This is a genomic window from Cedecea neteri (genome assembly GCF_000758325.1).
Classification (GTDB): Bacteria; Pseudomonadota; Gammaproteobacteria; order Enterobacterales; family Enterobacteriaceae; genus Cedecea; species Cedecea neteri_B.
On record NZ_CP009459.1, the window covers coordinates 621,537 to 642,857 of the forward strand.

The window sequence follows — 21,321 nt, forward strand, 5'->3', positions numbered from 1 at the left end:
CTCCATGGGGGTTAAGTAGCATATCATGCTGGCAATATCATTCATGCCAGCATGGTCTGGAGTTTCATGGCCTTTCGGATAGTGAGGACGATCACATAACACTCGACGCTCATCGTCGTACCTCCATAGTCAAAAAAGCATAAAAAACCATTATATTCATAGCATTAACTCACTCTTAGTACGATTCCGTATAAATAAGAATGCCATTTGACCTGTGTGCTCTTTCCCGATAAGTTGGAAATCCGCTGGAAGCTTTCTGGATGGGTTCTGTGCCCATCATATTTATGCAGTAATTGAGATTCCCTCTAAAGCAAGTCCTCAACACTTGTGACACCGGATGCGTTGGACATTAAGAGGGCGACACGCGAGGCAAGCGTATGATGCGCAAACCCCGTCGCCATGCCCTTGCTGCGTCCACGCGCAAACGGTTGGGAGTAACGTAGAGCCTGGGGAGGTTCACTGATATGTTGTACGATAAATCCCTTGAGAAGGATAACTGTGGTTTCGGCCTGATCGCCCACATAGAAGGCGAACCTAGCCACAAGGTAGTGCGTACCGCTATTCACGCGCTAGCCCGTATGCAGCACCGTGGTGCCATCCTTGCCGACGGTAAAACCGGCGACGGTTGTGGCCTGCTGCTGCAAAAACCCGATCGTTTCTTCCGCATTGTTGCAGAAGAACGCCACTGGCGTTTGGCCAAGAACTATGCCGTTGGCATGATTTTCTTGAACCAGGATGACGCGCTTGCTCGCGCCAGCCGCCGCATTGTTGAAGAAGAGCTGCAAAACGAAACCCTGTCTATTGTTGGCTGGCGTGAAGTGCCGGTGAACAAAGACGTGCTCGGTGAAATCGCCCTCTCCTCTCTGCCACGTATTGAACAAATTTTCGTTAACGCCCCGGCGGGCTGGCGCCCTCGTGATATGGAACGCCGCCTGTTTATCGCCCGTCGCCGTATCGAAAAACGCATCCAGGAAGATAAAGACTTCTACATCTGTAGTCTGTCTAATCTGGTGAACATTTATAAAGGTCTGTGTATGCCGGCTGACCTGCCGCGCTTCTACCTGGACCTGGCGGACCTGCGCCTGGAATCGGCCATTTGCCTGTTCCACCAGCGTTTCTCCACCAACACCGTGCCACGCTGGCCGCTGGCTCAGCCGTTCCGCTACCTGGCTCACAACGGTGAAATCAACACCATCACCGGTAACCGTCAGTGGGCGCGCGCTCGTACCTATAAATTCCAGACGCCGCTGATCCCCGATCTGCACGATGCCGCACCGTTCGTGAACGAAACCGGCTCCGACTCCAGTTCCATGGATAACATGCTTGAGCTGCTGCTGGCGGGCGGGATGGATATTGTGCGCGCCATGCGTTTGCTGGTTCCACCGGCATGGCAGAACAACCCGAACATGGATCCTGAGCTGCGCGCCTTCTTCGACTTTAACTCCATGCATATGGAGCCGTGGGATGGCCCGGCCGGTATCGTGATGTCCGACGGGCGTTTCGCCGCCTGCAACCTGGACCGTAACGGCCTGCGTCCGGCGCGCTACGTGATCACCAAAGACAAGCTCATCACCTGCGCCTCTGAAGTCGGGATCTGGGACTACCAGCCGGACGAAGTGGTTGAGAAAGGCCGCGTCGGCCCAGGCGAGCTGATGGTTATCGACACCCGTGTCGGGCGCATTCTGCATTCCGCTGAAACCGATGCCGAGCTGAAAAGCCGCCATCCGTATAAAGAGTGGATGGAAAACAACGTTCGCCGCCTGGTTCCGTTTGAAGACCTGCCGGATGAAAAAGTGGGCTCGCGCGAGCTGGACGACGATACGCTTGCCAGCTACCAGAAACAGTTTAACTACAGCAGCGAAGAGCTGGATTCAGTGATCCGCGTGCTGGGTGAGAATGGCCAGGAAGCCGTCGGTTCAATGGGCGATGACACCCCATTTGCCGTGCTTTCCAGCCAGCCACGCATTATTTACGACTATTTCCGTCAGCAGTTTGCGCAGGTGACCAACCCGCCAATCGATCCGCTGCGTGAAGCCCACGTCATGTCCCTGGCCACCAGCATTGGTCGCGAAATGAACGTCTTCTGTGAAGCAGAAGGCCAGGCGCACCGCCTGAGCTTCAAATCGCCGATTCTGCTGTGGTCTGATTTCCAGCAGCTCACCACGCTGGAAGAGGAACACTATCGCGCCGATACGCTAGACATCACCTATGACGTGACCGAGAAGTCGCTGCATGAGACCGTGATGGCGCTGTGCGACGAAGCGGAACGCATGGTTCGGAATGGCACCGTCTTACTGGTGCTGTCCGACCGTAATATTGCCAAAAACCGCCTGCCGGTTCCGGCTCCAATGGCCGTGGGCGCCATCCAGACTCGCCTCGTTGAGAAGAGCCTGCGCTGCGATGCCAACATCATTGTTGAAACCGCCAGCGCCCGCGATCCGCACCACTTCGCCGTGCTGCTGGGCTTCGGTGCGACCGCTATCTACCCGTACCTTGCCTATGAAACCCTGGCGAAGCTGGTCGACAACGGCGCTATCGACAAAAACTACCGCACCGTGATGCAGAACTACCGCAACGGCATCAACAAAGGGCTGTACAAGATCATGTCCAAAATGGGCATCTCGACTATCGCCTCTTACCGTTGCTCTAAGCTTTTCGAAGCAGTGGGTCTGCATAAAGAAGTGTCCGAGCTTTGCTTCCAGGGCGCGGTCAGCCGCATCGGTGGCGCAGGCTTTGGTGACTTCCAGCAGGACCTGCTGAACCTGTCCAAACGCGCCTGGCTGGTACGTAAGCCGTTGGATCAGGGCGGCCAGCTGAAATTCGTTCACGGCGGGGAATACCACGCCTATAACCCGGACGTGGTGCAGACACTGCAAAAAGCGGTGCAGAGCGGCGAATACAGCGACTATCAGCAATACGCGAAGCTGGTTAACGAGCGCCCTGTCGCCACGCTGCGCGATATGCTTGCGCTGAATCCGCAGGACGAGTCCGTCAAAATTGAAGACGTTGAGCCAGCGACCGAGCTGTTCAAACGCTTTGATACCGCGGCTATGTCCATCGGCGCCCTGAGCCCGGAAGCACACGAATCCCTGGCTGAAGCGATGAACAGCATCGGCGGGAACTCTAACTCCGGCGAAGGCGGCGAAGATCCGGCACGCTACGGCACCAATAAAGTGTCCCGTATCAAGCAGGTGGCTTCCGGCCGCTTCGGGGTGACCCCTGCCTACCTGGTCAACGCCGACGTTATCCAGATTAAAGTTGCGCAAGGCGCGAAGCCGGGCGAAGGCGGTCAGCTGCCGGGCGATAAAGTGACGCCTTATATCGCTAAGCTGCGCTACTCCGTGCCGGGCGTGACGCTGATTTCACCTCCGCCTCATCACGATATTTACTCTATCGAGGATCTGGCGCAGCTGATTTTCGACCTGAAGCAGGTTAACCCGAAGGCGATGATTTCCGTGAAGCTGGTTTCCGAACCAGGCGTCGGCACCATCGCGACGGGCGTAGCCAAAGCTTATGCCGACCTGATTACTATTGCTGGCTACGACGGCGGCACCGGCGCAAGCCCTCTGTCGTCCGTGAAATACGCTGGCTGCCCGTGGGAGCTTGGCCTGGTGGAAACCCAGCAGGCGCTGGTGGCTAACGGCCTGCGCCATAAGATTCGCCTGCAGGTGGACGGCGGCCTGAAAACCGGCCTCGACATCATTAAAGCAGCCATTCTTGGGGCAGAAAGCTTCGGCTTTGGTACCGGGCCAATGGTGGCGCTGGGCTGTAAATATCTGCGAATTTGTCACCTGAACAACTGCGCTACCGGCGTGGCAACTCAGGATGACAAACTGCGTAAAAACCATTACCACGGCCTGCCGTTCAAAGTGACCAACTACTTTGAATTTATCGCCCGCGAAACCCGCGAACTGATGGCACTGCTGGGCGTGAAACGTCTGGTTGATTTGATTGGCCGTACCGACCTGCTGAAAGAGCTGGACGGGTTTACCGCCAAGCAGCAGAAGCTGGATTTGTCTGCCCTGCTGAAAACGGCTGAGCCGATGCCGGGCAAAGCGGTGTACTGCACCGAGCATAACCCACCGTTCGATAAGGGCGACCTTAACGCACAGCTGCTGAACCAGGCGCAGGCGTATGTGGATGACAAGCAGAGCAAAACGTTCTGGTTTGATATCCGCAACACCGACCGTTCAATTGGGGCTTCGCTCTCAGGCTACATCGCCCAGCATCACGGCGACCAGGGCCTGGCGTCTGACCCAATCAAGGCGCACTTTAACGGCACCGCAGGCCAGAGCTTCGGCGTCTGGAACGCGGGCGGCGTTGAGCTGCACCTGACCGGCGATGCCAACGACTATGTCGGTAAAGGTATGGCGGGCGGGCTGATTTCTCTGCGTCCACCGGTAGGCTCAGCCTTCCGCAGCCACGAAGCGACCATTATCGGCAACACCTGCCTGTACGGCGCCACCGGCGGGAAGATGTATGCCGCAGGCCGTGCCGGCGAGCGTTTCGCGGTGCGTAACTCCGGTGCGATTACCGTAGTTGAAGGCATCGGCGATAACGGCTGTGAATACATGACCGGCGGTATCGTCTGTATTCTGGGCAAAACGGGGGTTAACTTCGGGGCTGGTATGACGGGCGGTTTCGCCTACGTATTGGACGAAGACGGTGAATTCCGCAAACGCGTGAACCCGGAACTGGTTGAATTACTGAATGTGGAAGAGCTGGCGATTCATGAAGAGCACCTGCGCGGCATGATCACCGAACACGTTCAGCTGACCGGCTCCCAGCGCGGCGAAGAGATCCTGGCCAACTGGCCGGCATTCGCCTCGAAATTTACCCTGGTTAAACCGAAGTCCAGTGATGTCAAAGCATTGTTGGGTCACCGCAGTCGTTCCGCAGCTGAGCTGCGGGTGCAGGCGCAGTAAGAGGTCACGATGAGTCAAAACGTTTATCAATTTATCGACTTGCAGCGCGTTGATCCGCCGAAGAAGCCGCTGAAGATCCGCAAAATTGAATTTGTGGAAATCTACGAGCCGTTCTCTGAGGGGCAGGCCAAGGCGCAGGCCGACCGCTGCCTCTCCTGCGGCAACCCGTACTGCGAGTGGAAGTGCCCGGTTCACAACTACATTCCAAACTGGCTGAAGCTGGCCAATGAGGGACGCATTATTGAGGCAGCCGAGCTGTCTCACCAGACCAACAGTCTGCCGGAAGTCTGTGGCCGCGTTTGCCCGCAGGACCGCCTTTGCGAAGGTTCCTGCACCCTGAACGACGAGTTCGGGGCGGTGACCATCGGCAATATCGAGCGCTATATCAACGATAAAGCGATTGAGATGGGCTGGAAGCCGGATCTGACCGGCGTGAAGCAAACCGGTAAGCGCGTGGCTATTATCGGCGCAGGCCCTGCCGGGCTTGCCTGTGCCGATGTTCTGGCGCGTAACGGCGTGAAGGCGGTGGTTTATGACCGACACCCTGAAATCGGCGGTCTGCTGACCTTCGGCATTCCAGCCTTTAAGCTGGAAAAAGAGGTAATGACCAAGCGTCGCGAAATCTTCAGCGGGATGGGAATTGAATTCAAACTCAATACCGAAGTGGGCCGCGACGTGCAGATGGACGAACTGCTTAGCGAATACGATTCCGTGTTCCTGGGCGTCGGCACCTATCAGTCCATGCGCGGTGGCCTCGAAAATGAAGACGCGCCTGGCGTGTATGACGCCCTGCCGTTCCTCATTGCCAATACCAAGCAGATCATGGGCTTCAGCGAAACAGCTGAAGAGCCGTATGTCAGCATGGAAGGCAAACGTGTTGTCGTGCTGGGCGGTGGGGACACCGCTATGGACTGTGTGCGTACTTCAGTGCGCCAGGGTGCAACCCACGTGACCTGTGCCTACCGTCGTGACGAAGAAAACATGCCGGGCTCTAAACGCGAAGTGAAAAACGCGCGCGAAGAAGGCGTGGAGTTCCAGTTCAACCTGCAGCCGCTGGGCGTGGAAATTAACGCGAATGGCCGGGTGTGCGGTGTGAAAGTGGCTCGTACAGAGCTGGGTGCGCCGGATGCTAATGGCCGTCGTCGCCCGGAAATCGTCGCCGGATCCGAGCACGTACTGCCTGCCGATGCGGTGGTAATGGCCTTCGGTTTCCGCCCTCACAGCATGACGTGGCTGGAGCAGCACAGCGTTGAGCTGGACAGCCAGGGGCGCATTCTCGCGCCAGAAGCTAGCGAGAACGCTTTCCAGACCAGCAACCCGAAAATCTTCGCCGGTGGCGATGCGGTTCGCGGTTCCGATCTGGTGGTAACGGCTATTGCTGAAGGGCGTAAAGCCGCAGACGGGATCCTGAACTTCCTCGAAGTATAAGCGTTAAAATCTGGCGGCTCCGGCTGCCAGGTTACGCCGAATCCTCCATAAAAAAAGCCAGTCTTACGACTGGCTTTTTGTTATTTCACCACGCGCAGTGCGGGGCGACCACCGCGAGGCGGCGGCGGCGGATCGTCATCCGGGTTATTGTCATCATCGCCGTGATCCGGGCGATCGCCATCAATAACCTGCATAACTGTTTCTGCCTCACCGATGACTGGCTGGTCATCGTTGTGGCTTTCAGCGTCTTCATCATAGCCCACTTCCGGCTCAAACATAGTGCCCGCGCCATTTTCACGTGCATAAATAGCCAGCACGGCAGCCATAGGGACGTTAACCTGGCGAGGCACGCCGCCGAAACGCGCGTTAAAGCGCACTTCGTCATTGGCCAGCTCCAGATTCCCTACGGCACGCGGTGCGATGTTAAGCACAATTTGCCCGTCACGCGCATACTCCATCGGAACCTGTACGCCCGGCAGTGTGATATCCACCACCAGGTGCGGCGTGAGCTGGTTATCCAGCAGCCACTCATAAAAGGCCCGCAGCAGATAAGGACGGCGCGGCGACAGCTGCGACATATCCATCAATTAGCCTCGGGTCTGCAGACGCATTTCGCGCTCAGGTTCGGTCAAAGAGGCCAGGAAGGAGTCACGCTCGAAGACGCGGGTCATGTACCCTTTCATCTCTTTGGAGCCCGCGCCTGTCAGCTCAATGCCCATCTGCGGCAAGCGCCACAGCAGCGGAGCCAGATAGCAGTCGACCAGGCTGAACTCGTCGCTCAGGAAGAAAGGCTTCTGGGTAAAGACTGGGGCGATGCTCAACAACTCTTCACGCAGCTGCTTACGAGCGGCTTCCGCTTCCTGCGCTGAGCCGTTCATCACCACGTTCATCAGGGAATACCAGTCTTTCTCAATGCGGTGCATGTACAGACGGCTTTCACCACGCGCAACCGGATAAACCGGCATCAAAGGCGGGTGCGGGAAACGCTCATCAAGGTATTCCATGATGATGCGGGATTCCCACAGCGTCAGCTCGCGGTCAACCAGGGTCGGTACGCTGTGATTGGGGTTGAGGTCAATCAGATCCTGAGGCAGGTTATCCGTTTCCACATGCTCAATTTCAACGCTAACACCTTTCTCAGCCAGGACGATACGTACCTGGTGACTGTAGATGTCAGTAGGACCGGAAAACAGCGTCATCACCGAACGTTTGTTGGCAGCGACAGCCATGAAAACCTCCAAGTTTATCCAGAAAATTACTGCTAATAGCCGCAAGCGGCGACTAACCTGACCGTTTATTACCCAATGCTTCGCCAAAACATCGCTGACGCTCTTTAAGGGGCGAAAACAACCGGATGCCGACATTTGGGCAGAAAATTGGATGATAGTTTACCAGATTTTACTGGTTTTGTGGTGGTCGTATAATGAATTTGCCTGAAAGGCAAATCATTTCAAAATGTTAGACGCAATAATATAAATTACAGGCATAAAAAAACCCGGTACCAGGACCGGGCTTTTTGCCAACTGTCTTGCTGCCTGAACAGGCAGAGAACAATTAACGTTTGGAGAACTGAGGACGACGACGTGCTTTACGCAGACCGACTTTCTTACGTTCAACCTGACGAGCATCACGGGTAACGAAGCCAGCTTTACGCAGCTCGGAACGCAGGGACTCATCGTACTCCATCAGAGCGCGGGTGATACCGTGACGGATCGCACCAGCCTGACCAGAGATACCACCACCTTTAACGGTGATGTACAGATCCAGTTTCTCAACCATGTCGACCAGTTCCAGCGGCTGACGAACTACCATGCGGGCAGTTTCACGACCGAAGTACTGTTCCAGAGAACGTTGGTTGATAACGATTTTGCCGTTGCCCGGTTTGATAAACACGCGAGCTGCGGAACTTTTGCGGCGACCAGTGCCGTAGTATTGATTTTCAGCCATTGCCTATAATCCCGATTAAATGTCCAGAACTTGCGGTTGCTGTGCCGCGTGGTTGTGCTCGGTGCCCGCGTAAACTTTCAGTTTACGGAACATTGCACGACCCAGCGGGCCCTTTGGCAGCATGCCTTTAACCGCGATTTCAATCACACGCTCAGGACGGCGGGCAATCATCTCTTCAAAGGTCGCTTGTTTGATACCACCGATGTGGCCGGTGTGGTGGTAGTACACTTTGTCAGTACGCTTGTTGCCAGTTACAGCAACTTTGTCAGCGTTCAGGACGATGATGTAATCACCAGTATCAACGTGCGGAGTGTATTCCGCTTTGTGCTTACCGCGCAGACGGCGAGCCAGTTCAGTAGCCAGACGACCTAAGGTCTTACCTTCAGCATCAACGACATACCAGTCGCGCTGTACAGTTTCTGGTTTAGCTGTAAAAGTTTTCATTAAAAGCTTACCCAATATATAGTTACACGTTGGTGAACACCCAAACGTTTAAAATCAGTCGAGGTTCACGCGACATTGTCCAGCAAACCTACCCCTTCGAATAGCCTATGCCGGCACGACAAAAGTTTTGGGAAAAAAACTTTGGTTGTAACGTGGGGTCGCAAGATTATAGAGAAGTCGACCTCAAAGATCGACCACAATTTGTCGTTGATATCACATATTCATCGTCACGGCAGATGAGGCTGGCGCAAATACTCTTCACTTTGCATTTCCTGCAGCCTGGAAAGACAGCGCTGGAACTCAAACTTAAGCCTTTCCCCTTGATAAATATTGAATAGCTCGGTCTCAGCGGACACAACCAGCTTGACATGGCGCTCATAGAATTCGTCCACCATAGCGATAAAACGGCGTGCCTCACTCTCCATCAACGTTGTCATCACCGTTACATTAAACAGCAGGACGGTGTGGAACTGGCGCGAAAGCGCGATGTAATCATGTTGGCTGCGCGCGTCCACGCATAGCGTGCTGAAATCGATAGCCAGCGTCTGGTTCGTAGCCCCCATCGTCACCATTGGCCGATGGTTGATTTCCAGTACCGGCGCCCCTTCGCGCTTTGCCCCGGCCAGAGCGACATAAAGCTTTTCCATTTGCAGCGCGGAGTCTGCATTCAGCGGTGACAGCCAAAGGTGCGCCTGAGTCAGCGTTCTCAGGCGGTAATCAATCCCGGCATCCACGTTCATCACGTCGCAATAGCGTTTAATTGCTTCGATGGCGGGTAAGAACCGCGCGCGCTGCAGCCCATTGCGGTACAAATCATCCGGCGGGATGTTCGACGTGGCCACCAGCGTGATGCCCCGCGCAAAAAGCGCTTTCATTAATGTACCCAGCAGCATCGCATCGGTGATATCAGAGACAAAAAATTCGTCGAAGCACAGCACATCCGTTTCAGCCTTAAAGCCGTCAGCAATAATTTCCAGCGGATCGGTGTGGCCCTGCTGCTGCGCCAGCTCTTCGTGAACCCGAAGCATAAAGCGGTGAAAGTGCAGCCTGAGTTTGCGCTCTCCCGGCAAACTCTGAAAAAACATATCCATCAGCCAGGTTTTACCTCGGCCCACGCCTCCCCACATATACAAACCCCGGGCGGGCTCCTGCCCGGCCTGAACCTCTTTTTTACCGAACAGCTTGCCGAACTTAGTCAGCAACCCACCGGAAGGCGCAGGCGTTGGTGCAACGGATAATGCTTGCCAGATAGCGTCCAGGCGCATAATCGCTTCGCGTTGCACATCATCAGGTTGAAAACTGCCTTCTGCCAGGGCCTGCTGGTAGCGCGATGCAGGAGAGAGATTTTGCATGGTATTATTATCTTCCCTTTATAATCGGATAGCCGTTCACTGCCTTTTTCGAACCGGTTGTCCAAAAAAAGGCCGTTCTACCCTAAGCGATGCTGCGTCAGGATTCCACTTCTCTTAGGTTAACGGTTATAGTGGCTACATTACCCTACGGAATCACAAGATAACGGGAGAAGTTCATGACTTGGGAATATGCGCTTATTGGGTTAGTAGTGGGCCTTATTATCGGCGCCGTAGCCATGCGTTTCGGCAACCGTAAGCTGCGCCAACAGCAAGCTCTGCAGTATGAGCTGGAAAAAAACAAAGCGGAGCTTGAAGAGTACCGCGAAGAGTTAGTCAGCCATTTTGCCCGCAGCGCCGAGCTGCTGGATAACATGGCGCACGATTATCGCCAGCTTTATCAGCACATGGCTAAAAGCTCCAGCAGCCTGCTGCCGGAGATGACCGCGGAAGCCAATCCGTTCCGTAACCGTCTTGCCGAGTCTGAAGCCGGGAACGATCAGGCGCCGGTTCAGATGCCGCGTGATTATTCAGACGGTGCTTCCGGCCTGCTTCGCGCCGGTGCAAAACGCGATTAATCCCTATTTTAGCTTTTCCGGGGCACAGTTCAGGTGCCCCATCCTTTCCTGATCCAGCTATCATTTAATTGTCTTGTGCTTTCTTATTACGCGATTGTGAGTCGATTGATATTTCAATAACATCCATTGCGTGAGTGGGCATTCCTTTTTCCAGGTGACGAGAGCCAGCATCCAATGAAGAAACAAACACGGCTGTTGAGTGCATTAGCGTTAAGCGTCGCTCTGACGCTCGGCGTATCCCCTCTGGCAAGCGCGTCACTGCCTTCCCAGGTTCCAGGCCAGCCGGCTTTGCCAAGCCTGGCGCCGATGCTGGAAAAAGTATTACCGGCGGTCGTCAGCGTTCAGGTTGAAGGCACCGCCTCCGCTTCCAGCCAGAAAGTGCCGGAAGAGTTCAAAAAATTCTACGGCGATGACGCCCCCTCCGACACGCCGCAGCAGTTTGAAGGCTTAGGTTCCGGCGTCATCATCAACGCCGCGAAAGGCTATGTCCTGACCAACAACCATGTGATCAATCAGGCGCAAAAAATCAGCGTGCAGCTGAATGACGGACGTGAATTTGATGCCAAGCTGATTGGCGGGGACGATCAGAGCGACATCGCGCTACTTCAGTTGCAAAACGCGACCGGGCTTACCGAAATCAAAGTGGCCGACTCTGACAAGCTCAAAGTGGGTGATTTTGCAGTTGCGGTGGGTAACCCCTTTGGCCTGGGTCAAACCGCGACTTCCGGCATCGTTTCCGCACTGGGCCGCAGCGGCCTTAACCTTGAAGGCCTGGAAAACTTTATTCAGACCGATGCCTCAATCAACCGTGGTAACTCCGGCGGCGCGCTGCTCAACCTGAACGGCGAGCTGATTGGTATCAACACAGCGATTCTTGCTCCCGCAGGCGGCAGCGTAGGGATTGGTTTTGCTATCCCAAGCAATATGGCCCAAACCCTCGCCAAACAGCTGATGGAATTTGGTGAAATCAAACGTGGCCTGTTGGGTATCAAAGGCATGGAGATGAACGCCGACATCGCCAAAGCATTTAATCTTTCCACCCAGCGCGGTGCCTTTGTCAGTGAAGTTCTGCCTCAATCAGGGTCGGCAAAAGCGGGCGTTAAAGCCGGGGATATCATCACCAGCCTGAACGGTAACCCGCTGAGCAGTTTCGCCGAGCTACGAGCGAAAATCGCCACAACCGAGCCGGGTACGGTGGTGAAACTGGGCTTACTGCGCGACGGTAAACCGCTGGAAGTGAGCGTGACGCTGGACAAGAGCACTGCCTCTTCCGCCAGCGCTGAGATGATCCTGCCAGCACTGCAAGGGGCCACGTTAAGCGATGGGCAGCTAAAGGACGGCGGCAAAGGTATTCGTCTGGATAACGTGGATAAAGGCACGCCTGCGGCGCAGGTTGGTCTGCACAAAGACGATATCATCGTCGGCATTAACCGTGAGCGGATTCATACCATCGCCGAAATGCGCAAAGTGCTGGAAACCAAGCCTGCGGTCATTGCGCTGCATGTGGTCCGTGGGGATCAGAGCCTCTATCTGCTGTTGCGTTAACCGGAGCAGAGAAACGGACATCGTCTGTACGATGTCCGTTCAACTCGTGCTATTCTGCGGTCGATCTCTCACTCATTAACTCAAACTCATGTTTCTAAAGATCTTACGTTCGGTAGTCATTGGGCTGATTGTTGCGGGGCTACTGCTGCTCGCGATGCCGTCGTTACGCAAAGCCGTTGGCCCACTTGTGCCTGCGCCATATGACAGCACAGACGAAACACCGATGAGCTTTAATCCGGCGGTGCGCCGCGCTGCTCCGGCGGTGGTGAACGTGTACAACCGCAGTGTAGGCAATAACGGCCAAAACCAGCTTCAAATCAAGACGCTAGGCTCCGGCGTTATCATGGACGGACGCGGCTACATCATCACCAACAAGCACGTGATCAACGATGCCGAGCAGATTATCGTGGCGCTCCAGGACGGGCGAGTGTTTGAAGCATTGCTTATTGGTTCCGATAGCCTGACCGACCTTGCGGTGTTAAAAATCAACGCCACCAACCTGCCGATCATTCCTATTAACGGCAAGCGCCAGCCGCATATTGGCGACGTGGTCATGGCCATCGGTAACCCTTATAACCTGGGGCAAACGGTCACACAGGGCATTATCAGCGCGACCGGGCGCATCGGCCTGAGTCCTTCGGGCCGACAGTCATTCCTGCAAACTGACGCCTCGATTAACCGCGGTAACTCCGGCGGGGCGCTGGTCAATTCCCTCGGAGAACTGATGGGCATCAACACCCTGTCGTTTGACAAGAGCAATGACGGCGAAACGCCGGAAGGGATTGGTTTTGCGATACCGACCCAGCTTGCGACCAAGATAATGGATAAGCTTATCCGCGATGGCCGGGTTATTCGTGGCTATATCGGCATTGGCGGCAGAGAGATCACCCCGCTGCACGGCCCATCCACCGGTATCGATCAGCTGCAAGGGATTATCGTGAATGCAGTATCCCCGGACGGCCCGGCAGCTCAGGCTGGTATTCAGGTTAACGACGTGATTATCTCGGTGAACCACAAGCCGGCCATCTCGGCGCTGGAAACCATGGATCAGGTGGCAGAAATTCGCCCGGGCTCGGTGATTCCGGTCGAAGTCATGCGTGAAGATAAGAAACTCACGCTGCAGGTCACCGTGCAGGAATATCCCGCCGGAAGCTAAACGGCAGACATAAAAAAACCGGAACCTGAGTTCCGGTTTTTTTTATCCAGGCGTCGATTACTTAACGAATTCTTCGCCCAGTTGGATATCTTTCTTCAGGGTATCCAGCATGCCTTCCATCGCATTTTTCTCAAACGCGCTGAGGGTGCCGATAGCTTTACGCTCAACGATACCGTTTTTACCCAGCAGCAGCGGCTGAGAGAAGAAACGTGCGTGCTCGCCGTCACCTTCAACGTAAGCGCATTCCACAACGTTGCTTTCGCCCTGCAGCGCGCGAACCAGAGACAGACCAAAACGAGCGGCAGCCTGGCCCATAGACAGCGTTGCAGACCCGCCACCGGCTTTGGCTTCAACCACTTCAGTACCCGCGTTCTGGATACGTTTGGTCAGGTCAGCCACTTCCTGCTCGGTGAAGCTCACGCCAGGGATCTGGGACAGCAGAGGCAGAATGGTCACGCCAGAGTGGCCGCCAATCACCGGCACTTCAATATCCGTTGGCTGCTTGCCTTTCAGCTCGGCAACAAAGGTGTTGGAGCGGATGATATCCAGCGTAGTGACGCCGAACAGTTTGTTCTTATCGTAAACACCCGCTTTTTTCAGCACTTCTGCGGCAATCGCCACGGTGGTGTTCACCGGGTTGGTAATAATACCGATGCAGGCTTTAGGGGCGGTTTTCGCCACTTGCTCGATCAGGTTTTTCACGATGCCCGCGTTCACGTTGAACAGGTCGGAGCGATCCATACCTGGTTTACGTGCAACACCTGCGGAGATCAGCACCACATCTGCACCCACCAGCGCAGGGGTAGCATCTTCGCCGGAGAAACCTTTGATTTTCACGTCAGTCGGGATATGACTCAGATCCACCGCAACCCCTGGGGTTACTGGCGCAATGTCATACAGAGAGAGTTCTGAGCCTGAAGGCAGTTGGGTCTTAAGTAGAAGGGCAAGCGCCTGGCCGATACCGCCAGCTGCGCCGAGGACTGCAACTTTCATCCTAAACTCCTTATTATGGTTAGCAAAATCGTGCCGTAACTCCATGCGGTGGCGACCATAATCCAGAGAGGAGATAATTACAATCTTCCCGCCGCCAGATTGCGATATAAAGCAATCACCGACCGCGTTGCTGCTGCATTTACTCGCCGGGAGGAACGACGCCATAGCGCCCGGTCACGACCTGATGTGGTTACATCAACGGCGGTTACATTACCCCTCCACGCACACCAAAACAACATCATTTTGATAACATTTAATTTACTTTGAGGCTTATTTGCGAGTCGTGACACAGGCATGTTCGCCGATAACGAAATTTGATAAAATCGCCCGCTTTCATAACATTATTTCAGGCTGCTCTTTGCCGGATGATTCTCCCACTCTATTCAGGGCGCCGTATAATCAGGCACCTGAAGGAAGATGAACAATTTGCATAAAAATTCATTTAAATGCATAATAATGTTATCTCTTTTACCCAGGATAGGTTATTTATGCGTAACTCCTCAAAACAAGAAGAATTAGTAAAGGCTTTCAAAGCATTACTTAAAGAAGAGAAATTCAGCTCACAGGGCGAGATAGTTCAGGCGTTACAAAACGACGGCTTCGAAAACATCAACCAATCCAAAGTGTCCCGCATGCTGACCAAATTCGGCGCAGTAAGAACGCGTAATGCAAAAATGGAAATGGTCTACTGCCTGCCTGCCGAGCTGGGCGTCCCGACGACCTCCAGTCCGCTAAAAAACCTGGTTCTGGATATCGACTATAACGACGCCGTCGTAGTGATCCATACCAGCCCTGGCGCCGCACAGCTCATTGCTCGCCTGCTGGACTCACTGGGAAAAGCGGAAGGTATTCTGGGCACCATTGCCGGGGACGACACTATTTTCACCACGCCGGCCAACAACTTCACGGTGAAAGAGCTGTACGAAGCCATCCTGGTGCTGTTCGAACAAGAGCTGTAATCACTCCCCCTCTTCTCAGCCCGCCGTCATGACGCGGCGGGCCTCTCAGTTGGTAATCTTCCGTAAATAAACCTCAATCCAGCGTATGGAATTGCTTCAATACTATTTCACAGGGCATTGTTCTGTGTGTTACCGCACAAATAGTTAAATTCACCCATATCTATGATTTTACTTATATTTAACAAAAATGGCGTGATAAAAACGTCTTTTTAATAACTATCAGGAATAAAAAATCATTCCGTTAATTTAAAGTTGCATAGGCAACAATTAGCAGGGTATTAATTTTTTCCGTAACTAGTGTATACTTAATTTCGTGATGAGGGTCACAGAACGATGACCCAACCAAAAGAATACGACGAGGAAAAAACCATGAACATGAAAGCCACTTTAGTTACCGCCAGCCTGCTCTCAGCTCTGTCATTCGGCGTTTTCGCCGCTGACTCTATCGACGCTCAGCAAGCGCAGAATCGCCAGTCACTGGGTACCGTTTCCGTGGATGACATCGGCAGTTCTCCAATGGATATGCACGAAATGCTGAACCAGAAAGCTGAGCAAAACGGCGCTTCCGCTTATCGCGTGATCGAAGCCCGAACCGGTGGACACTGGCACGCAACGGCAGAACTGTACAAATAAGCGTTCTTAGCCATAAGCCAGTTGAATAGAGTTGAGTAGAAACGTTAAGCCTCGGCGGCCCTAAGTAGAAAAATCGCGATTAAGCCCTTCCGGCCGCCACGTTAAACCTTCAGGAGTAAAGACTATGAAAACCAAATTAACTATCGCCGCACTGAGCCTGCTGTCCGTTATCTCTTTAGGCGCTAACGCAGCCGCACACCAGATCAACAGCGAACAAGCTCAAGGCCTGCAATCCATGGGGTCCATTTCTGTAAGCCAGGTCGGCAGTGCGCCAATGGATATGCGTCAGGAATTGTCCCAGAAAGCCACAGAACAAGGTGCCTCTGCTTACCGCGTGATTGAAGCCCGTACCGGTGATAACTGGCACGCAACCGCAGAGCTGTACAAATAAACCCTCGTCGTACTTGTCCTACGACTTTGCCCCCGCTCGCCGGGGGCTTTTTTATGGCCGCCGATCAAGCGCTAGCCGTGAATGTTAAAGCGGAGCTGGCCTTCCAGTTCTTCTTCTGCCTCGTCAAAAAGCAGAATGAGCGCGCCGAACCTGCGCCGTTTGCTCTCCGGCAAATGCGCAAACTCGATCTCCACGGGCAGCGGTAACATTGATGCCGTGACCACGTCCCACAGGCTATCCAGATCGTGAACCTGCTCTTTGCGTAGCGCGAGTTGCTCCGCAAACTGGCGATAGAAAGCCAGGTTGTCGTCGATGTGGTTAAAATCAAAAGTAAATTTTTTCATCGCTGCCGTCCTGACTCTTTTAAGCAGGCGCTGAGCTAAAGCCCGCCGATATGTAGCGTTTTCACTTCCAGGAACTCATCCAGCCCCAGCACTGAGCCTTCACGCCCTAGCCCCGACTCTTTCACGCCACCGAAGGGCCCCAGTTCCGTGGAGACAGCGCATTCGTTGATGCCAACCATGCCGCTTTCCAGAGCCTGCGAGACGCGGAAAACGCGCTGTAAATTCTGGGTATAGAAATAGGCTGCCAGCCCAAATGGCGTATTGTTGGCTCTTTCGATGACCTCTTCTTCCGTTTCAAAGCGGAAGCAGGCCGCAAGGGGGCCAAACGTCTCTTCCCCGGCCAGCTTCATATCATCACTAGCGTCAATGATGACGGTGGGCTGCCAGAAATTGCCTCCCAGTTCATGGGGCTTGCCGCCGACAAGCGCTTTCCCGCCTTTCGCCAGCGCGTCATCAACATGCTCGCGCACTTTATCGACCGCAGATTGCTCAATCAGCGGTCCGACAATCACGCCCTCTTCCAGGCCGTTGCCTACCTTCAGCTTTTCGACCTCTGCAGCAAGCTTATTCACAAAACTGTCGTACACATTTTGCTGGATGAAGAAGCGGTTAACGCTGACGCAGACCTGGCCGGCATTACGGAATTTGTTAGCAATGGCACCTTTTACTGCCGCGTCGATATCTGCATCATCGAACACGATATAAGGCGCATTACCACCCAGCTCCATCGACACTTTTTTCATCGTTTCTGCGGCGTTACGCATCAGCGTTTTACCCACCGCCGTTGAACCGGTGAAGGATATTTTGCGCACCTGATGGCTGGCCATAATGGCATCGCTAATTTCCTGGGTTTTCCCGGCCACGGCGTTCAATACTCCGTCCGGCATACCAGCCTGCTTCGCCAGCTCCAGCAAAGCAAAAGCGGAAAGCGGCGTGTTATTCGCGGGCTTTATCACTCCAGTACATCCCGCGGCCAAAGCGGGCCCGAGCTTTCGGGTCAGCATCGCCATGGGGAAATTCCACGGCGTGATTGCCGCGACTACGCCGACAGGTTCACGCGTGGCCAGAATGCGAGAGCCGGGCTTAACCGGAGGAATGATCTCGCCGTTGGCGCGTTTGGCCTGTTCAGCGAACCACTGAATGAAACTCGCGGCGTAATTTACTTCACCCTCAGCCTCTTTGAGCGGCTTCCCCTGCTCAAGGGTCATTAAATGGGCGAGCCAGCTTTTGTTCGCCAGCATCAGTTCAAACCAACGGTAGAGAATTTCAGATCGCTGTTTGGCGGTTTTCGCCCGCCAGGCGGGGAAAGCATTGCTGGCGGCTTCAATCGCGGCTTCAGTTTCTCGTTTACCCGCCCTGGCCACTTTCGCTACTCTTTCTCCCGTAGCAGGATTCAGCACATCAAAAGTGTCTTCGAGCGAATGCCACTTGCCTGCGACCAGATAGCCGGTTTTAAAGAGCTCACTTTGCGGGAGTGTCTGATTCGTCATAATAGCTCCTGTTCATAAGTGTTCATCCCATGGACCGCAGTTAAGTATAGATAGAAAAAAGCCGACGCAGGCGTCGGCTCAAAGTTGCTGACAAAGAGGGAAAAAGCGTGGTTTTTCCCTCTTTGTAATTATCAGCCGAAAATCAACGCATTGATTTTCCTTTTTGTTTAAACGTGCTAGCTGATATTGCTTCTATCGTCAGGGGCTTTAGACGGCTAAGGTTGGGCTCAGGCGTTAATCAGCGTATGCCGGTAGCGGTGTAAAATGTCCGCCAGCCGTTTCACCGGCTCGGTGACCTGCCGCGGCGCTTCCCACAGGCGAAGCTTCTCTTGATAGATTTCAAGCTCGCCTAAAAGTCTTTCGTAATAGCGTTCTCGCTTATCATCACTGCTGGCAGAAATCACCTTATCCGCCGTTTTGCGCAGTTGCCGGTGGAAGGCAGAGAGATCGTCATTGACCGGGATCGGCGCATCGCGCAGGCGTTGATGCGCGATGATAAGCGTCAGCGCAAGGCGATAACGATCTATGTCGCCTGGGAACATGTTGAGCAGTAAAAACAGCTGCTGATACAGCGCCGGAAGGTGGTTCTCTTTCCGGCGAGCATTATTGGTCGTCAGCGCCGATACCGCAGCGGAGACAAACTGGTTAAGCAGCGTGCGGCCCGTGCGCTCTTTCGAATTGTCCCGGATCAGCAGGATCACCATCATGGCCAGGAAACAGCCGACGATCTGCCCCAGCGCGCTGTCGAGGAAGCTGCTGAAATGGAAAGTCATCGGGTTATCCAGCACGATGATGTTTATCGTCCCGGCCAGCGCGCCCATAGAACCCAGCCGCCGCTTCTGTACCTCAATGCCCATAAAGAAGCCCAGCAGGGCAAGGCTAATACACAGCAGCAGCATACTCTGCTGCGTGGACGGCAGCACCACAAGGAAATAGAACGCCCCCAGCGGCAGCGCCACCAGCATGCCATACAGGAAGTCGAGCGAAACCATGCGCGGATTCGGCAGGCGCATTGCCAACGCCGTCACCACCGCAATCATCACCATTGCGCCGCTGCCGGAAGTCCAGCCGGTCCACAGCCAGAACAGGCTTCCAAGCACGCAGGAAATCGTCGTGCGCCAGAAGTTAATCATCGCGTGGTGGCCCTCGGCGGATTCCACCTTCACCACCGCTTCGCCGTTCAGCACTTCTTCTTCAACCGCGCTCACGCGGCTATTACCAATAAACCCGCGCTTCAACAACAGGTAGCGGGTCGAAGCGGAAACCCAGGAGCCGATAGTTATCGGCGTAGCCTTTTCGCCCATCACGGAAATCGCCCTGCGCAACACTTTCATCCGTTTATAAACATCGTCGGCGGTTTCTACGTCGGCGGCAAAAAGCTGGCGGAATTCTGGCGTGACGTACTCAGGCCGGGTGTTTTGAATCAGGAAGGTTTCGCAGGCCTGGGTGATCAGCGTCAGCGAAAGTGTGTTGATCGCTTTCAGGCGGCGGTTGGCCTTCGCCCAGCGGGCGGACTCCATATTCAGGTTGGCGCGCATGCCGTTCAGCGCAGTGACTTTACGCACCAGCCCACTCCAGGCTTTATCCACCTCTTCTTTGTCGCCGTGGGCAACGCAAAGCTGCATCAGGCGGTATTGATCCACCAGCAGGTTATCCAGTTCCCGGTCAATCTCCTGCTTGATGGAACGCGGAGAAAATAGCAGGTCGGCGACGATGGCACACACAATCCCGATAACGATTTCGCTACAGCGTTCAACGGCAAACTGCGGCGTAGTCAGCGGAGCCACCTGAATAGTGACCACGATAATCAGCGCAGTGTAGCCCGCCAGGCCCCACGCATAGGAGTTTTCGACGCGAACAAGCGAAGATATCCAGGTACAGAATCCGGCCCAGATACAGCACACCAGCAGCATGACAACCGGGGCACGGATCAGCGTGATAATGATTACCAGCGCGGCTGCACAGCCGATAAACGTTCCGATAATGCGCAGCATTCCGCGATAGCGTATGGCCCCGGAATAGGGCTCTCCTCCAGCGGCAAAGGCGGGGCCGGCGGCCACAATCGCAGCAGTCAGCACGGCCCAGCGCGGCGTTTCCAGCTCAAAGTGAAAACCGACAAACACCGCCAACACAATGGCGAAAGCGAGCTTAATCGCAAAGCGGACGTGCAACCTGGAAATGTTATACATAGCGGCCTGCTTAACCGAACTCGCGCAGACGATGCATCAGCTTAATAAAGGCTGAGTCATTCTCCGCTTTGCGGTCTTTTTCTCCCGTCACAACGACGGTGGCCGTTGTCCCGGCGGGATACAGGTTCCCCATCTGTTCATCAAGGCGGATTCTGACCGGCACACGCTGAGCAAGGCGCACCCACTCAAGGTTGGAGTCGACCGTTGCCATGCCTTTTGAATCGCTGGTACTGCTGGCGTTCGTCACCCCGGCAGAGATGCTGTCGACGCTGCCGCGCAGTATGCGGTTACTGCCGAGCGGCGTGATCTGTACGCGATAACCTGGGCGAATCCCCTCCAGCTTGGTCTCTTCCATGTAGGCCAGAATGTAGAACGAATTCTGTTTCACCAGCGCTACGGACGTCGAGCCACGGTTAATAAATTCCCCGGTGTGCACGTTAAGATTAGTTACCCAGCCGTCGGCTGGGGCACGAATGACCGTGCGCTGCAGATCGAGTTTGGCCAGATCGCGCGTCGCCTGGGCTTTATCTAACTGATGAAGAACGGTTTGCAGCGAGTTGTTGGACTGATCAATCTCTTCGCGCGACATGGCCTGAATGCCAAGGGAGTTACGCCGCCCGGCTTCACGGCGCTTTTCGGAAGACAGCGCCTGGTAATAAGCTACGTCTGCTTCGGCCTGCTCGAGCGCTTTCTGATAGCGCGGCTGGTCGATGGTGAACAGCACCTGGTCTTTCTTCACCAGTTGGTTGTCCTGAACGTTCACGCTGGTGATAAGCCCGGACACGTCCGGCGCAATGGCAACAACGTCGGCGGTGAAACGCGCGTCTCGTGTCCACGGGGATTCGGTGTAAAACACCCACGCGCGGAAGATAGCGATGAAGGCCAGCAGCACCAGTAAAAGCGTGATAGCGGTACGGGTTATGTTTCTTGTTAGTATTTTCACATCAACC

18 protein-coding genes are annotated in these 21,321 nt (G+C 54.6%); 8 read left to right on the forward strand and 10 right to left on the reverse strand.

Going from position 1 to position 21,321, the window contains the following annotated elements:
• Positions 1-464: 464 nt before the first annotated feature.
• Positions 465-4,925: a glutamate synthase large subunit gene (gene gltB / locus LH86_RS02945; protein ID WP_156107005.1), complete on the forward strand. Its 4,461-nt coding sequence runs from the start codon at positions 465-467 to the stop codon at positions 4,923-4,925.
• Between the two features lie 9 nt (positions 4,926-4,934).
• The gene (locus LH86_RS02950) at positions 4,935-6,353 is read left to right on the forward strand and encodes a glutamate synthase small subunit (RefSeq protein ID WP_039298208.1); all 1,419 of its coding nucleotides are present in this window, start codon (positions 4,935-4,937) and stop codon (positions 6,351-6,353) included.
• Positions 6,354-6,433: 80 nt separating this feature from the next.
• On the opposite strand, the gene sspB is transcribed toward LH86_RS02950, so the two are convergent.
• The 5 genes from sspB to zapE form a co-directional block, all read right to left on the reverse strand.
• Entirely contained in the window at positions 6,434-6,937 is a 504-nt protein-coding gene (gene sspB, locus LH86_RS02955; protein ID WP_039298211.1) for a ClpXP protease specificity-enhancing factor, read from the reverse strand.
• Positions 6,938-6,940: 3 nt separating this feature from the next.
• On the reverse strand, positions 6,941-7,582 hold the full coding sequence (gene sspA, locus LH86_RS02960) for a stringent starvation protein SspA (RefSeq protein WP_008454872.1): 642 nt from the start codon (positions 7,580-7,582) through the stop codon (positions 6,941-6,943).
• Between the two features lie 325 nt (positions 7,583-7,907).
• Positions 7,908-8,300, reverse strand: a complete 393-nt coding sequence (gene rpsI / locus LH86_RS02965) for a 30S ribosomal protein S9 (RefSeq protein ID WP_000829818.1) — start codon at positions 8,298-8,300, stop codon at positions 7,908-7,910.
• Positions 8,301-8,315: 15 nt separating this feature from the next.
• Entirely contained in the window at positions 8,316-8,744 is a 429-nt protein-coding gene (rplM, locus tag LH86_RS02970; RefSeq protein ID WP_008454874.1) for a 50S ribosomal protein L13, read from the reverse strand.
• Between the two features lie 227 nt (positions 8,745-8,971).
• Positions 8,972-10,096: a cell division protein ZapE gene (gene zapE / locus LH86_RS02975; protein ID WP_039298213.1), complete on the reverse strand. Its 1,125-nt coding sequence runs from the start codon at positions 10,094-10,096 to the stop codon at positions 8,972-8,974.
• 176 nt (positions 10,097-10,272) lie between these two features.
• On the opposite strand from zapE, the gene zapG reads away from it, so the two are divergent.
• The 3 genes from zapG (at position 10,273) to degS (ending at position 13,372) form a co-directional block, all read left to right on the forward strand.
• Complete coding sequence (zapG, locus tag LH86_RS02980; protein WP_008454880.1) at positions 10,273-10,671, forward strand: Z-ring associated protein ZapG; 399 nt, start codon at positions 10,273-10,275, stop codon at positions 10,669-10,671.
• Between the two features lie 174 nt (positions 10,672-10,845).
• On the forward strand, positions 10,846-12,216 hold the full coding sequence (degQ, locus tag LH86_RS02985; protein WP_039298215.1) for a serine endoprotease DegQ: 1,371 nt from the start codon (positions 10,846-10,848) through the stop codon (positions 12,214-12,216).
• An 88-nt stretch (positions 12,217-12,304) separates the two neighbouring features.
• Positions 12,305-13,372, forward strand: coding sequence for an outer membrane-stress sensor serine endopeptidase DegS (degS, locus tag LH86_RS02990; RefSeq protein ID WP_039298217.1), 1,068 nt, complete (start codon positions 12,305-12,307; stop codon positions 13,370-13,372).
• Between the two features lie 57 nt (positions 13,373-13,429).
• Here the strand turns inward: degS and mdh are convergent, their stop codons facing one another.
• Positions 13,430-14,365: a malate dehydrogenase gene (gene mdh, locus LH86_RS02995; RefSeq protein WP_039298218.1), complete on the reverse strand. Its 936-nt coding sequence runs from the start codon at positions 14,363-14,365 to the stop codon at positions 13,430-13,432.
• Positions 14,366-14,853: 488 nt separating this feature from the next.
• Here mdh and argR point away from each other — a divergent pair, with 488 nt between their 5' ends.
• From argR to yhcN (LH86_RS03010), 3 genes are all read left to right on the forward strand, one after another.
• A complete protein-coding gene (gene argR / locus LH86_RS03000; RefSeq protein WP_008454885.1) occupies positions 14,854-15,324 on the forward strand; it encodes a transcriptional regulator ArgR in 471 nt (156 codons plus the stop codon).
• Positions 15,325-15,693: 369 nt separating this feature from the next.
• Positions 15,694-15,957, forward strand: a complete 264-nt coding sequence (gene yhcN / locus LH86_RS03005; protein ID WP_008454886.1) for a peroxide/acid stress response protein YhcN — start codon at positions 15,694-15,696, stop codon at positions 15,955-15,957.
• Between the two features lie 124 nt (positions 15,958-16,081).
• Entirely contained in the window at positions 16,082-16,348 is a 267-nt protein-coding gene (gene yhcN, locus LH86_RS03010) for a peroxide/acid stress response protein YhcN (RefSeq protein ID WP_039298220.1), read from the forward strand.
• 71 nt (positions 16,349-16,419) lie between these two features.
• Here the strand turns inward: yhcN (LH86_RS03010) and LH86_RS03015 are convergent, their stop codons facing one another.
• From LH86_RS03015 to aaeA, 4 genes are all read right to left on the reverse strand, one after another.
• Entirely contained in the window at positions 16,420-16,692 is a 273-nt protein-coding gene (locus LH86_RS03015) for a barstar family protein (protein ID WP_039288194.1), read from the reverse strand.
• A 35-nt stretch (positions 16,693-16,727) separates the two neighbouring features.
• Positions 16,728-18,182 (reverse strand): NAD-dependent succinate-semialdehyde dehydrogenase, encoded by a 1,455-nt coding sequence (locus tag LH86_RS03020; RefSeq protein WP_039298222.1) that lies wholly within the window; start codon positions 18,180-18,182, stop codon positions 16,728-16,730.
• Positions 18,183-18,409: 227 nt separating this feature from the next.
• Complete coding sequence (gene aaeB / locus LH86_RS03025; protein WP_039298224.1) at positions 18,410-20,371, reverse strand: p-hydroxybenzoic acid efflux pump subunit AaeB; 1,962 nt, start codon at positions 20,369-20,371, stop codon at positions 18,410-18,412.
• A gap of 10 nt (positions 20,372-20,381) precedes the next feature.
• Positions 20,382-21,314 carry a p-hydroxybenzoic acid efflux pump subunit AaeA gene (gene aaeA, locus LH86_RS03030; protein ID WP_039298227.1) on the reverse strand — a complete coding sequence of 311 codons (933 nt, stop codon included), beginning with the start codon at positions 21,312-21,314 and terminating at the stop codon, positions 20,382-20,384.
• Positions 21,315-21,321 lie beyond the last annotated feature (7 nt).